We start from the raw sequence: 14,309 nt of genomic DNA on the forward strand, positions 1-14,309 counted from the left end.
CGGCTTCCCGCAGGGGATGTGTCCTGTATTGCAGCAACAGCGCGTTCAGCCTATCATGAACAGGTAAGGTATGGCAACGGAGACAGTATGAGACTTGCGGTCGTTGGTTCACGAGATTTTCTGGACTACGCCTTTCTGGAAGCCAGGCTCTGTGAGGCCTTCGCGCTTTCCGAGGTGGAAGAAATTATTTCGGGCGGAGCGCGCGGGGTGGACAGTCTCGCCGCCCGCTTTGCTAGTGAGCACAACATTCCGCTCAAGGTCTTTCCTGCGGACTGGACGCACCTGGGACGGCGGGCCGGACCTGCGCGCAACCGCGACATCGTGGCCCGTGCCGATACCGTGGCCGCCTTCTGGGACGGCTGCTCGCGGGGCACGCAGAACACGCTCCTTCAGGCGCAGCGGGCGGAAAAGCGCGTGGTGATTTTTCCCATCCCCCCTGCGAAGGGGTGAGTGTCTCCTGGGCGGAGCGTGAGGGGGCTTCAGCCGTTCTTCAGCGCCCGCTTGGTTTTGCGCGTAGGTACGGCGGCCACGGGGTTTTCGGGCCAGGGGTGCTTCGGATAACGGCCCCGCATTTCTGCGCGCACTGCGGCGTAGCCGTTTTTCCAGAAACCCGCAAGGTCACGGGTGATCTGAAGGGGCCTTCCTGCGGGTGAAAGCAGGTGCAGAGTCAGCGGGCAGCGGCCGCGGCAGATCGCGGGTGAGGTGGGCTGGCCGAACATTTCCTGAAGTTTGACGGCCAGCGACGGGCCGCCTTCCGTGGTGTAGCGTATGCGCACCGATGAGCCGGAAGGCACGGTGAAATGCGTGGGCGCGTCGCGTTCAAGACGTCTTGCGAGGGCATAGGGCAGCAGGGCGTGCAGGGCCTTGCCGAGCGCTATGCCTGAGAACTGCGTCCGGCGGGTCACGCCGGAAAGCCAGGGGGAGAGCCAGTTTTCGCTTGCACCGGCCAGGGCCGCAGAGAGGGCGGCATCGCTCACGTCCGGCCATTCCCCGCCATCTTCATCGTCCGCTCCTTTCAGGCTGCGCAGGAAGAGAACGCGGGCCTGCCATTCACGCAGCTCTTCCGTCCAGGGAAGGCAGGCCAGACCAAGGCGGCGTATGCCGTCGAGCACGGCGGCGCGCAGCGCCTCCGCGTGGGCGGCATCATGCGGAACGTGGGGCAGGGGGGCGTCTTCCAGCACCAGCGCACCGAAAAGGACGCGCTGCCGCGCCAGTGCCGCTTCCGTGCTTTCGTCCCAGAACACGGTTTCTACACGGCGCAGGCGGGAACCGTGCAGCCGCAGCAGATCTTCCCTTGAAAGCGGGGCGGCGAGATGGATGCGCCCTGTGCCAGCGGCACCACCGTCCAGAGCGGCAACGGCCAGAAAATCCTCATCCGCCAGAGCGTCTTCCTGCGGGAGCTGCGCGCCGCGGCCTGAAGCCAGACGGAAGCTGCCCCGGTTGCGCCGCTGCGCTATGCGTTCAGGCCAGGCCAGACTGAGCAGCGCTCCGGCTTCGGCTTCCGTTTGCGCCACGTCCGGCAGCGGGCGGGGGCTGCCGCCCGTGGCCAGAGCGAGGATCTGTTCCGCAGAACGGCGCAGGCGAAAGTCGCGCTTCAGGGCGGCAAGGCGCGGGCGGATGTCGCAGCCCGTGCCCGCAATTCTTTCTTCCACAGCGGCGGCCAGCGCCGCGGCCAGGGGCGCGTTCTTTCCGGCGGCCAGCACCATGTGCGCAAGCCTGGGATGCAGCGGAATGCGGGAGAGCGCCAGACCGTGCGGCGTGAGGTGCGGGCGGCCGGTTTCTTCCACGGCGCCAAGGGCGGTGAGGGTCTGAAAGGCGATATCCAGAGAAGCCTCCGGCGGGGGCGTGAACAGGCGCAGGCTGCGGGGATCGCTTCCCCAGGCGAGGGCGTCCAGCAGAAACGGGGTGAGATCCGCTTCCAGTATTTCCGGCCTGCGGCAGGGGCGCAGGACTTCCCCTTCGTGCCAGAGCCGCCAGCACACCCCGGGTTCGCGGCGGCCAGCACGTCCGGCGCGCTGATCCGCGCAGTCCCTGGTGACACGTTCGGTGACAAGGGCGCTCATGCCCGTGGCGGGAGAGAAGCGGGCCGTGCGCACAAGCCCGGCATCGATGACCAGACGCACGCCCTCGATGGTGAGGCTGGTTTCCGCGATGGCGGTGGCGAGCACGACCTTGCGTTTCCCGGGTGCTGCGGGCGCAATGGCTCTGTCCTGCTCTTCGACGCCGAGATCTCCGTAGAGGGGGTGCAGGGACACGCCGGCAGGCAGCTCGCCCAGCATCTCGGTCACACGCCGGATTTCACCGCGGCCGGGCAGAAAGACGAGGATGGAGCCGCTCTCTTCGGCGAGGGCGCGGCGCACGGCCGCCGCGGTATGGCTGAGGATACTGTGCCCGGGCGGACAGGGCAGATAGCGCACATTTACGGGAAAGCTGCGGCCTTCGGCCCGGACGGCGGGGCAGTCCAGCCATGCGGCCAGAGCCTTGGCATCCAGAGTGGCGGACATGACGAGGATGTCCAGATCGGGGCGCAGGGCCTGCTGTACTTCAAGGCAGAGCGCCAGCCCGGTGTCTGCCTGAAGGGAACGTTCATGAAATTCGTCAAAGATGACGCTGGAGACTCCGGAAAGTTCAGGGTCAGCGATGAGCCGCCTTGTCAGCACGCCTTCCGTGACAATTTCCACGCGGGTAGCACGGCTGACCGCACTCTCCAGCCGGACACGGTAGCCGATGGAAGCTCCGGCCTTCTCTCCCCTCTGGGCGGCCATGAAGCGGGCGGCGGAACGGGCGGCGAGGCGGCGCGGCTCCAGCATGATCACGATGCCTTCCCTCTCTTCCATGAGGGCCAGGGGCACGCGGGTGGTCTTGCCGGATCCGGGCGGGGCGGTGAGCACGGCGCGGCGGCGGGATCGGAGGGCGTCGAGGAGTTCCGGCAGGGCGGCGTCTACGGGCAGGTTCATGGCCTTCTCCAGCGAAAAGGAGCGCAGAAAAGGCGGCCGGGCCTTCCGGCCTGGCCGCCTGTCAAACGGTGGGCGTCCGCTCAGAGGGCGGACACAGCCGCGCTGCTAGGCTTTCTTGCGCAGCACGGGCAGAGCTTCACGAACCAGGAACAGCGCCAGCACGAACAGGATGGCGGAGAGGCCGGCCTGCAGGTACGCGGCGGTGAGGTCGCCCTGACCGGCGGAAATGGTCTGAATCTTGCCGATGAAGGTAAGGAACAGAGAGGTCAGGGTCACGAGGATCATGAAGGCCATGGGGAAGACGAGCATCTTGTGGTTGCGGGAGGCGTTCTTCAGCCAGGCAGCGATGGCGAGCAGGGCGAGACCGGCGAGGAGCTGGTTGGACGCGCCGAAGAGCGGCCACACCTTGGCCCAGCCGCCAAGCCCGAAGCCCACGCCGAGGACGACGCTGATGAACGTGCCCACATACTTGTTGCAGAGCACCTTGCGGAAACCGGTGACGCTGTCCACGGTTTCACCGGGGTTCAGCCAGAATTCGGTGAACAGGTAGCGGGACATGCGGGCAGCGGTGTCCAGGGAGGTGAGGCAGAAGGCGGACACGGCCAGAATCATGAGGCCGTAGGTGGTCTTCTGCGCTTCGGGGCTGTCAAGGCCGACGGCGGCCAGCATCTTGGAAATGCCGGAAGCGAAGACCGCGGTGGGCGGAATCTTGAAGGCGGCATCGCCGGATTCGGAGTAGATGTAGCTGATGGCGATGAGGGAGACGATGGCGAGTGCGCACTCAATGAGCATGGCGCCGTAGCCGATGAGCTTGGCGTCCTTTTCGGAGCTGAGCTGCTTGGACGTGGTGCCGGAGGCGATGAGGGAGTGGAAGCCGGAGATGGCGCCGCAGGCGATGGTCACGAAGAGCGCGGGGAAGAGGTACTGCCCGTGGGTCTCGAAGCCGACGAAGGCGGGCAGGCTCAGCGTGGGATGGCAGGCGAAGACGCCGACCACGGCAGCAATCATCATGGCGTACAGCAGGAACGAGCTCAGGTAGTCGCGGGGCTGGAGCAGAATCCAGACGGGCGTGACCGAGGCGATCATGATGTAGAGGCCGATGATGTACATCCAGGTGTGACCAGGCAGATAGACGGGGAAGGCGAGGCCGGCGGCGATGCACAGCACGAGGGCGATGACGCCGACTACGGTGCACACGCTGAGGCTGTAATTCTTGCGGTAGACGCAGAAGCCGAAGACTATGGCCATCAGGATGAACAGGATGGAGATGGTGGCGGTGGAGCCGTTGGCTTCGATGGTGTTGCCGTTCGCGTCGAAGCCGTTGAAGGTGCCGGCAACGATGGAGGCAAAGGCCGCGATGACGAGCAGCAGGGCAAGGTAGGCGAAGATGATGAACAGGCGCTTGGCGCGGGTGCCGATGTTCTGGGCGATGACTTCACCGATGGATTCGCCCTTGTGGCGGACGGAGGCCACGAGGGAGCCGTAGTCATGGGCCGCACCGAAGAAGATGCCGCCGATGAGAATCCAGAGCAGGCAGGGCAGCCAGCCGAAGATGGCGGCCTGGATGGGACCGTTGATGGGTCCGGCGCCGGCGATGGAGGAGAAGTGATGGCCCAGGAGCACAGGGGCCTTGGCGGGCACATAGTCCACACCGTCATACATGGTATGGGCGGGAGTCTCACGATTGGGATCCACGCCCCACTGTTTTTCCAGCCATGAGCCGTAGACCACATACCCGGCGATGAGGCAGGCAAAACCGATCAGAAGGAGAACGAGAGCGTTCAAACTAATTCCTCCTCAGCGAAATCTTTTCAAGGTTTCCACGAATGAAGTCCTTCAGTTCCGAACCCGCGCGGTTGACGGTGATGCTGCCGGAAGCGAGATCCACTGCGGCGGTACGCAGATCCATCCAGCCGTAGAGGGAGAACAGGAAATTCCTGTGCATCCTGGTCTTCCTGAGCGCCTGAACAGCTCCGTCCGTCACGCCGTCACAGACAAAGAGCGCGGTGATATAGCTCTTCATGTGTTCGATGTGCGGGCGGATGTTCTTCATACCCAGGCCGCAGGCCAGCTTTCGGCAGTCCTCGTACACGTCCGCATTCAGTTCGGGGACGGAAAAGACGTAGACATATTCGTGTGTCTCCGCACTCCAGAGCTTGGCCTTTTTCGAGAGCATGTAGCCCTCGTTGCGGGAGTGGAAGGCGTAGCTTGCGGCCAGAAAGGGTGCGGAACAGGAAGAAGAAACGTCGTCGAAGTAGACGGTATAGGCGTCCTTCAGGATGTTGAGCAGCGCGTCTCTGCTGACGGCCATGCCTTGTTCTCCCTGAAAAAAGGAAGGTAGAAACGGTTGAACAATAGGAAAGGGGCATCCTGTCCTGAGCGAAGGAAGGATGCTCCGGGCCTGTTACGGAAAAAACGAGTGGTCTCACGTTATCACCGCTTTTTTCACAAAACAAGAGCAAAAACCGGGGCCTGGAAATTTTTTTTGGCGCCTTTTGGGGGCAAGGGCATGGGAGATCTGCGGAACAGGGGCGGGGCGGCTTTTTCGGCGGTGCAGGGCTGGCAGCCTGAAGCGGCGACCGTCCCCGCCGTGCACTCGCTCCAGGAAGGCGGCCCGCAAAAAAGGGCGGAGCCATGCAGCCCCGCCCATGCGTTTTGTAAGGCGTGGACTTTAGCCGCGGGCCAGGCCTTCGAGGAAGGCCTGCGCCTCTTCCTGCATCCGGCTGAAGTGGTCGCCGCCCAGGAAGTCTTCCATGTAGAGCTTGTAGATGGGTTCGGTGCCAGAGGGGCGCACGGCGAACCATCCGTCTTCGGTGACGACCTTGAGCCCGCCGAAGGGAGCGCCGTTGCCTGGCGCTTTGGTGAGTACGGCCTTCACGGGAGAACCGGCCAGTTCCTTCATGGTCACGGTTTCCGCGCTGAGGCCTTTGAAGGCTTCCTTCATTTCCGGAGTCATGGGGGAGTCGATGCGCCGGTAGACGGGAGAGCCGAGACGATTTTCGAGTCCGTGATAGAGTTCGGAGGGATTTTTGCCGGTGCGGGCGGTCATTTCCGCAGCGAGCAGGCAGAGGATGAGTCCGTCCTTGTCGGTGCTCCAGGGCTGTCCGTCCACGCGCAGGAAGGATGCGCCCGCGCTCTCCTCGCAGCCGAAGCAGCAGGAACCGTCGCGCAGACCCGGGACGAACCACTTGAAGCCCACGGGCACTTCCATGACCGTGCGGCCGAGGGAGGCGGCCACGCGGTCGAGCATGGAGCTGGTGACCACGGTCTTGCCGAGTACGGCGTCAGGACGCCAGGCGCGGCGGAAGCCTTCGCGGCTGTCGTGGATGAGGTATTCCGTGACCACGGAGAGGTAGTGGTTCGGGTTCATCAGTCCTTCGGGGGTGACGATGCCGTGGCGGTCGGAATCGGGGTCGCAGGCAAAGGCGAGGTCGAAGCGTTCCTTCAGCTTGAGCAGACCGCCCATGGCCAGGGGTGAGGAGCAGTCCATGCGGATTTTGCCGTCGTGGTCGAAGGGCATGAAGCGGAACGTGGGATCGTACTGGTTGTTGGTGTTCTCGATGGACAGCCCGTAGCGTTCGGCGATGGGTTCCCAGTAGGCGAGGCTTGCGCCGCCCAGGGGATCGACGCCGAGGCGCAGGCCCGCGCCCTTGAGCACGGAAAAGTCAATGACGTGTTCCAGATCCTCCACATAGGCGGAAACATAGTCGTGTTCCTGCACCAGGCCGGAGCGCAGAGCCCTGGCCAGAGAGATGCGGCGCACCTCACTGCCGCCATTTTTAAGGATGGCGTTGGCGCGTTCCTGGATGCGGGCGGTGAGGGAGGTGTCGGCCGGGCCGCCGTGAGGGGGGTTGTACTTGAAGCCGCCGTCCTGCGGGGGATTGTGGGAAGGCGTGATGACGATGCCGTCGGCCTGAGCCGCAGAAGTGCGGTTCCAGCAGAGTATGGCGTGGGAAATGGCGGGCGTGGGCGTGTAGCCGTGACCAGTCTGCACCATGACCGTCACGCCGTTGGCGGCCAGCACTTCAAGCGCCGTGCGCCACGCGGGTTCGGAAAGCGCGTGGGGATCCTTGCCCAGAAAGAGCGGCCCGGTGACGCCCTCGCTCTTGCGGATGTCGCAGACGGCCTGGGTGACGGCCAGAATGTGGGCTTCGGTGAAGCTGTCGTTCAGCGAGGAGCCGCGGTGCCCGGACGTGCCGAAGCTCACGGCCTGCCCGGGAACGTCGGGAGAGGGTTCGGAGGTGTAGTAGGACGCGATGAGCGCGGGGATATTCACGAGATGTTCAGGGCGGGGCATGGTGCCCGCCAGAGGATGAAGAGCCATGGTTCCTCCCGGAAAGAGTGACGTTCACAGGGAATGTACAGGAAAAACGGCGGGGTGTTAAGCGTGGAAGCGTCAGAAGCGCGGGTGTTCCAGTCCCCAGACGCGCAGGGCTGTCCTGCGTTCGCGGGCGTCGGGGAGAAGACGCAGCAGCAGGGCGTGGAAGGCCGGGCTGTGATCCATGCGCCTGAGGTGGCAGAGTTCGTGGATCAGCACATAGTCGAGGAGCGGCAGCGGCAGGGAAATGAGCTGTGCGGCCAGGACGATGTTCCCGCGCAGTGAGCAGCTTCCCCAGCGCCGTCTGAGGGAGCGCACGGTCAGCGTGGGCACGGCGTCATCGTTCAGCGCGGCCCGCACTTTGGCGTCAAGACGGGCAAGGCGCCGGGTCAGCACACTCTTCGCCAGGCTTTGCCGCCAGAGGCGGAAAGCGCGGCTCAGGGATGCTTCATTGCGGCAGGGCAGAAGCAGTTCTCCTCCCTGAAGCCGGGGGCGGACTTCCCGTGCGGCGGGCACGGCGCGCACGGTGAAGGGACGCCCCAGAAACCACACTGTTCCGCCGTCCGCAAGAACGGGCGCTGCCGGACGGTGCGCCGCGAAGAAGGCCAGCGTCCGCTCTATCCAGCCGCGCCGCGACTCGACAAAGGCGAACACGGCGGAAAGCGGGGTGCTTTCCGGGGCGCGCACGCGGATGGAGCCATCGGGGTGCACGCTCAGGCGCAGGGTGCGGAAGCCGTCCTTCTGGAGCGTGAAGGTCAGAGAGCCGTCCGGAAGGGTGAGCGCGGCGGGCGCAGAGGCCTTTCGTCCGGCGCGGGGTTTGGGGAATCGGCGTCTCATGCGTTCACCAGCCAGCGGCGGCAGGACGGGGTGAGAAGACAGGCGCAGGTGAAGATTTCCAGCGCGGCGAAGGCGAGGATCATGACGAGGAGCGCGTTCCCGGCTTCGGGCAGAAGTGCGGCCAGCCAGAAGAGGTGCAGGAGGGAAGAAGCGCCCCAGGCGGGGAGCACGCCGCCGTCTCCCAGCACCGCGAGGGCGCGGCGCATACCGTAGATGACGATGGCCCAGGCCAGGCAGGGGAGGCTTGGCGGGAACAGTGCGGCGGCTTCCTGTGAGGCCAGCATACAGAGGAAGGGAAAGACCGTGAGACCGAGGGACGCGGCGCTGAAGGCGCGCATGGCGGGCGGCGGTGCTGACGATGGGCCGGGGCGCGGGGCGAGAGCGCGGGCGAGGGCGTAGGAGAGCCAGACCAGAGGCGCAGAGAGCAGTGGGGCCAGAGCTTCAGCAATGAGCGGAAGCATGATTTTGGGCACGGGCAGAAACGCCGTGACCAGGGGGGCGAGCAGGAGAAAGAGCAGGGCGAACGCGGCGAAAGCCAGGAGCGTAGCACGGCAGCCTTCGCGGAGCAGTATGCCGGGGGATCGGCTTCTGTCCGGCCAGAGGCGGAAGGCGGGCGGGAAGGCGAGGGCCGCGGCGATGAGCAGGGCAAAGGCGCGCCAGGACGGATGGGGAGCGGCGCTGTTTTCCAGCCCTGCGAAGTCCGCGCACACGAGGATGAGCCAGGCCAGCGCGGGTGTGAGCAGACACGCCGGAAAGAGTGCGGCCAAAAAGCGCAGGACGGAAGCGTTCATTCCTGTTCGGCGAGGCGCTTGAGCAGATCTTCCATACCCACGATGCCGATGAGCCGGCCATCCTCCACCACGGGGAGCGTGTAGAAGCGTTCGCGGATCATGAGTGTGGCGATGTCGTCCACGGGCGTATCCGGCGCGATGGTCTGGGGCTTCGTGCTCATGATTTCACCCACGGTGCGGGCGGCGAAGCGCTTGAGTTCCTTGGCAAAGGAGCCGGGAAGCTGGAGCGGTATGACGCCTCCGAGCAGCAGGAAATAGCCTGGGGTGTGCAGCTTCTGGTCGAGGGAGATGAGGTCGGACTGGGTGAGCATGCCCACGAGCTTCCCGTCTTCGACTACGGGCAGTCCGTTGAAATGCCCGTCGAGCAGAAGCCGTGCGGCCTGACTCAGGGACGTGTCACGCGAGACCGTGACGGGATGGCGGGTCATGATGTCGGCGGCGGTGTTCATAGTATACCTCGTTTAGGAAGCATTAAAAGCGAGGCACGGAAGCTGTCAAGATCTGGACGCGGAAAAAGACCGGGACCTTCCCCGCCCGCTGCCGGCTTACCCTGCCGGAACGGGGAAAGTTCGTCGCTCCAAACGCACGTCAGCGAGCTGATAGCGCAGGCGGCGTGTTCGTCAGGACATAGCCAGCGAACATGGTTACGCCGCCGGAGATGGGTAAGTCGGCGCGTTGCGGTAGCGTGCTTCCTGCGGTCTTCGTTCAGGAGTTTGCAGCCTGTGCCGAAGCAGACTCTCGTGCTTTGGCAAAAACTCTCACGCTCCCCTCATAGAAAAGCTGCGCCAGCACTGCAAAGCCCATACAGACTCCCATACTCATAAAAAGGATGAAAAGCGCATTGCTTTGATGACAATGTATCCAGACATATTTTTTTAAAAATATGAAGGCAGGAAAGTGCAGAAGATAAATTGGATACGAAAGTGTTCCGAGATACGATAAACATTTCCTGTTTAAAAATGATGAAAAATATCCGAATCTATACACAAATAAAGCAAAAATCGAAATAAACAGGATCTGAAAGAATACCGGTTCATAAACAACTTTATGGAATGACATGTATCGTATCCAGACACATAAAAGTGCCATTTCCATCACGGTAAACAGTATTCTGAAAACGCGGCTGTATAAACATTTTGGAGGAGAAAAGGTTTTCAAGCAGTACGCCAGCAAGATTCCAACGCTGATTCCTCCAAGGGCATTAATGACTCCATTTGTCAAAAACGGAAAACTTTTTATGGGCGCAGCAGCATACATACCAATCTCAGCTCGTCCTATGAAACAAAAAGAGAAAAATGCTATGATTGAACAGAAAAGCAGGACATTCTTTGTTCTAAAATGAGCCAGCATAAAGAAAAACATCGGGAGCAGGAAAAAGAGAACACAAATGAACCATGAGGCAGGGTTTGATGAACCGATTTTAATAAAACCAAGACCAGAACTAATAAACATTAAATTCAGTGTATCTGGAAATATTTTAAATTCGCCAAGAAGAATAACTGGTATAAACGAAATCATCAACATCGGCCAGAGCCGGACAATCTTCTTTTGTATAAATGTCAACACATCAATTCTCTCTCTCTCTCTCTCTCTCTCTCTCTCTCTCTCTCTCTCTCTCTCTCTCTCCAGAAGAGAAAAAAGCCGCTCATGATAAAGAAAGCAAGAACGACGTTTTTTCCTGTCAGACCCGTGTATCGGATTTTAAACAACTCCAGGGCGGGAAAATACCCCTTCAGCACTCCGGTCAAATGGTAATACATGATCATCACGGCCATGAGGAAGCGCAGCACGTCAACGGAATAGAACTTCTTTTCTTCGCAAAGCGGTGTGACCTTAAAGGAAGGAAGGTGGCTCATACAATGACTCCTTCTGCGGCCATGGCCGGTGTTAAAAATTGGGGAAGGAAAGACCTCTTGCAGCTTCCAAACCGCCGGACGGCGCGAGCGGTCCGGCGGTCTTCTGCAAACTGGCCTGGCGAGCTATCTACTTTTCGTTGTCAAAGGCAACAATTTCTTCCATGACCCGCAGCCTGTCCTCAGTATTGTCTATTTCGTCAATATAATATTCATCGGAAGGGAAGGCCCGGATGTTCAGGGCCTTGAAGATCTCGTTGAGGGCATTCTCGGCATAGCACTTGTCGTTGCCTTCGGAGATGAACTGTACAACCTTGCCCACCCAGGCGCTGGCCGCGGCTTTCTGAAGTTTATAGAAAGGCTGGAACGAATGGCAGTCGTCATCAAAGATGTGAATGGATACCTCTATGATCCGGCCATCGATGACACGGCCCTTGAAGTCCTTGTCCGGGAGCTTTTTGGAGAAGTTTACCGGCGCGCAGTCCTGGTCTTCGCAGGCGAGCATATCGCGCACAAGTTTGCGGTCGAACACAAGATCACCGTGAAGAAAAAGCATGTCATCGTTGATAGCGTCACGGGCAAGAAACATCGAATAGATGTAGTTTGTTTTGTCGTAAATATCATTGCGCACAAAGGTAAACCGGGCTTCGGGAAACTGTGCCGCGGCAGCGCGTATCTGTTCTTCAAAAGGCCCGACAGTGATGATGAAATCCCTGATCCCTTCCTCGGTAAGCAGGCGGAGCTGACGATGCAGTATGGTCTCTCCGTCTTTGAGCGGAGTCATGGATTTGTGAAAGGCTTTGGTGAAATCACCCATACGGCTTCCAAGTCCGGAATTGAAAATAATGGCCTTCATTGGTTCTCCCAAGGTATTATCGAATGTTATGTCCGCCGCTCAGAGTGCCGAGCAGAGCAATGAGCAGGCAGCATGCCGCAATGGAGAGGAAAACGATGTTCCACCCGCCGGAGTCCAGCAGAAATCCGTAGACCAGAGACTGCACAGCCGCCCCCATGTAGGCGGAAAAATTCAGACAGCCTGCTGCCGTAGCGGAAAACATCCGTGCGCCGATATCCGTGGCAAAGGCCCAGGCCGTGCCGTTGATGGCGTAGATGCAGAACCCGGCTACGAAGAGCAGGATTTCGATGAGTATCAGTTCCCAGGTCACGGTGGGGTCGAGCAGGAAGAACACATAGACGGCCACCGCACCAATGACCGCGCTATGCACGCAGGCCTTAAGGCGGTTATTGAGGTAGAGGTAGTCGCTGAGCCACGGAACCACGAGCGTTCCGATCCCCATGCCCACGGGCAGAGCCAGTGAAGAAAGCAATCCATCCGTGATTCTGATGCCAAACTGGTCGATGAAGTACAGGGGAACCCAGGTCACGAGACCATAACGTGCAAGTCCTGTCGCAAAGGCCACAACCATCCAGAGATCGAAGCGGCGATCGGAAAAGACATATCGGTACGGGTAGAGCTTGCCTCTGGTGCGCACGATCTCCCGCATGGCGATTTCCTGTTCTGCCATGGACTCGGTCTCTTCCTGGTACTCGGACAACCCGATGGAGCTGGGGCCAGGCTTTGCGGAAAACTTGTAGAGAACGAGCATGACAAGAGGAAATGCCGCAGGCACAAGAAAGGCGGCACGCCATCCCAGTTCGGGAAACACGGCAAAGGCGAAGGTGACAGACAGTGTGGCCGCCACCTGACCAAAGCCGGAAAAAGCATGGGCAAATCCTGTGGCAAATCCCCGGGTGCTGCCCGGCCACCATCTGGTGAGCGTGGCCAGGCCGGGGGTCCAGGCCATGGATTGAAAATAGCCGTTCAGTCCCCAGAGAACAGCCATCATGACAATGGAGGTCTGGAAACTGAACAGAATATTCGCCGCAGCGGACAGCAGCACCGCGCAGAAGACAAAGCGCGCAGGGCCGACGACCTCGCTGATGCGTCCGTTCACTATCTGTCCCAGGCCATAGGTCCAGAACATGGTGCCGGTCAGGATGCCGATGTCTGATGTTGTCCAACCCAGGTCGGACATCATAACGGCGCTGGCGTTCGACAGGTTCAGCCGGCAGCAGTACAGTGTGCAGTACAGAAAGGAAAACATGAGCAGGTAACGCCAGGCGTAGTGTCTGAACCTGGAAAAATCCTGCGCTGAATAGCCAAAACGAAGGTTTGAAGACATGCTGCTCCTTAATAGAGGGTTGATATGCTCCCCATCAGGTGGACAAAGTAAGAAAGCCCCGCGGTAAAGGGTGTTGTTATTGCACGGACTTTAATAGGTTCCATGCTTCCTCTGACAGATTTTCTTTTTCAGGGTAATAGCAATACTGGCCAAGCTGCTCTTCAATTTGACGCATGAACTCCTGATCGATGAATTCTTTATAGGCTCCGATATTGACTACAGATATAGCAGGATCAAAAACTGCCTTGGGGCGAACATGATTAGCTGGATCTATCCCGCAGAAGTCCATAATCTTTTGTGTCGTCTCATCGTATTTCAAGACAAGATCCTCAAAACGAACCATCAATCTATGCTCATAGGGGTTATTTAAATGCTTTATTACAGAAGTATATCGACTAATGAAACCATTGATATTTTGTGGATCATCCACGTGACAACGCATAATACTAAGATATTGATCTCGCGGGTCACGATATGTACATATTTGTTTTATGGGATTATCGGTTAAATATTTATTAATAGCCTCCAGAGAGAAATTACCAAACATTTGATCGCTGACAAAAATTTCATTACTGTCAAAAAGTGACAAAAAGCCTTCAATAAATTGTTTAACATAATGGTCAAATTCTTTTTGTGTTATATTCTTAAATTTATAAAAGAAATATCTTCTTAGTCCATTTCCCTTCATAAAACAGCATTTATTAAATGTCTCGTCAGAAGAATTCCAGACAATTGGAAAACGTTTGTCCTTCATAAAACGAATAGTCTCGCCATCAAGATCTATAACGGAATAGATGAAATTTAATGCCATATCCAAAAATTCATCCGTATATAAAGACGGGTTTCTTTCAAATCAAATTGGTCCTTTTGTGTCATATGTTGAATATATACTTTTAATAAATCTTTTTATCTGCCAGTCTTTTTCTGCAGCAGAATCGCACGCAAAAGAGTTGATAAAGGAAATAAAATTAGTTCTCCAAAAAAATTGACATTCCCTAATGAGTGCGCCTTTATATTTCTCCTTTGAATATACATCAGGATCGCCAAGTACGGTACTATCTGAAAATTCGTTAAAAAAACCAATCACAGCCGAGGAGCCACTATAGCCATATCCCAGAGAAGTAATATGCTTTTTATATTTTCGTCTCGGAGCAGGTGCTGGTTTAGGTGCAGGCGCAGGAGTGGGCTTAGGGACAGGGGGCACTTTGGATTTGAGTTCAGAAACTGAAGCCTCCAGCTGTTTGAGCAAGGGTTCAGCAGCGGCAGTTTTGGAGCTTAGTTCAGAAACTTGAGCCTTCAGCTGTTTGAAATGACACTCTAGATGATTGCGCATGCTGCACAAGTCCAGGAGCCGTGCTTGAACGCTATGA

The 14,309-nt window shown here is 58.8% G+C and carries 14 protein-coding genes; 1 reads left to right on the forward strand and 13 read right to left on the reverse strand.

Annotated elements, in window-relative coordinates:
• The first annotated feature begins 87 nt into the window (after positions 1–87).
• Positions 88–450, forward strand: coding sequence for a DUF2493 domain-containing protein (locus Q0Z94_RS04230; protein WP_298067776.1), 363 nt, complete (start codon positions 88–90; stop codon positions 448–450).
• 29 nt (positions 451–479) lie between these two features.
• Here Q0Z94_RS04230 and hrpB read toward each other — a convergent pair whose 3' ends face one another.
• The 13 genes from hrpB to Q0Z94_RS04295 form a co-directional block, all read right to left on the reverse strand.
• On the reverse strand, positions 480–2,957 hold the full coding sequence (hrpB, locus tag Q0Z94_RS04235) for an ATP-dependent helicase HrpB (RefSeq protein ID WP_298067777.1): 2,478 nt from the start codon (positions 2,955–2,957) through the stop codon (positions 480–482).
• Positions 2,958–3,062: 105 nt separating this feature from the next.
• Positions 3,063–4,742 carry a carbon starvation protein A gene (locus Q0Z94_RS04240; protein ID WP_298067778.1) on the reverse strand — a complete coding sequence of 560 codons (1,680 nt, stop codon included), beginning with the start codon at positions 4,740–4,742 and terminating at the stop codon, positions 3,063–3,065.
• A gap of 1 nt (position 4,743) precedes the next feature.
• Positions 4,744–5,268, reverse strand: a complete 525-nt coding sequence (locus tag Q0Z94_RS04245; RefSeq protein ID WP_298067779.1) for a hypothetical protein — start codon at positions 5,266–5,268, stop codon at positions 4,744–4,746.
• Between the two features lie 360 nt (positions 5,269–5,628).
• The gene (gene pgm, locus Q0Z94_RS04250; protein WP_298067780.1) at positions 5,629–7,281 is read right to left on the reverse strand and encodes a phosphoglucomutase (alpha-D-glucose-1,6-bisphosphate-dependent); all 1,653 of its coding nucleotides are present in this window, start codon (positions 7,279–7,281) and stop codon (positions 5,629–5,631) included.
• A gap of 72 nt (positions 7,282–7,353) precedes the next feature.
• Positions 7,354–8,112 (reverse strand): SprT family zinc-dependent metalloprotease, encoded by a 759-nt coding sequence (locus Q0Z94_RS04255; protein WP_298067781.1) that lies wholly within the window; start codon positions 8,110–8,112, stop codon positions 7,354–7,356.
• Entirely contained in the window at positions 8,109–8,903 is a 795-nt protein-coding gene (locus Q0Z94_RS04260) for a hypothetical protein (protein WP_298067782.1), read from the reverse strand. Before Q0Z94_RS04260 ends, Q0Z94_RS04255 begins: the two co-directional genes overlap by 4 nt.
• The gene (locus tag Q0Z94_RS04265; RefSeq protein WP_298067783.1) at positions 8,900–9,352 is read right to left on the reverse strand and encodes a CBS domain-containing protein; all 453 of its coding nucleotides are present in this window, start codon (positions 9,350–9,352) and stop codon (positions 8,900–8,902) included. Before Q0Z94_RS04265 ends, Q0Z94_RS04260 begins: the two co-directional genes overlap by 4 nt.
• A 256-nt stretch (positions 9,353–9,608) precedes the next feature.
• Positions 9,609–10,469, reverse strand: coding sequence for an acyltransferase family protein (locus Q0Z94_RS04270; RefSeq protein WP_298067784.1), 861 nt, complete (start codon positions 10,467–10,469; stop codon positions 9,609–9,611).
• The gene (locus tag Q0Z94_RS04275) at positions 10,463–10,759 is read right to left on the reverse strand and encodes a hypothetical protein (RefSeq protein ID WP_298067785.1); all 297 of its coding nucleotides are present in this window, start codon (positions 10,757–10,759) and stop codon (positions 10,463–10,465) included. Before Q0Z94_RS04275 ends, Q0Z94_RS04270 begins: the two co-directional genes overlap by 7 nt.
• Before the next feature lie 127 nt (positions 10,760–10,886).
• Positions 10,887–11,612: an NTP transferase domain-containing protein gene (locus Q0Z94_RS04280; RefSeq protein ID WP_298067786.1), complete on the reverse strand. Its 726-nt coding sequence runs from the start codon at positions 11,610–11,612 to the stop codon at positions 10,887–10,889.
• 16 nt (positions 11,613–11,628) lie between these two features.
• The gene (locus Q0Z94_RS04285; RefSeq protein WP_298067787.1) at positions 11,629–12,939 is read right to left on the reverse strand and encodes an MFS transporter; all 1,311 of its coding nucleotides are present in this window, start codon (positions 12,937–12,939) and stop codon (positions 11,629–11,631) included.
• A gap of 76 nt (positions 12,940–13,015) precedes the next feature.
• Positions 13,016–13,750, reverse strand: coding sequence for a sulfotransferase domain-containing protein (locus Q0Z94_RS04290; protein WP_298067789.1), 735 nt, complete (start codon positions 13,748–13,750; stop codon positions 13,016–13,018).
• A gap of 42 nt (positions 13,751–13,792) precedes the next feature.
• A partial coding sequence (locus Q0Z94_RS04295) for a hypothetical protein (RefSeq protein WP_298067788.1) occupies positions 13,793–14,309 on the reverse strand: 517 nt, incomplete at its 5' end.

Origin of the sequence: uncultured Mailhella sp., from assembly GCF_947631555.1 — a bacterium.
Classification (GTDB): Bacteria; Desulfobacterota; Desulfovibrionia; order Desulfovibrionales; family Desulfovibrionaceae; genus Mailhella.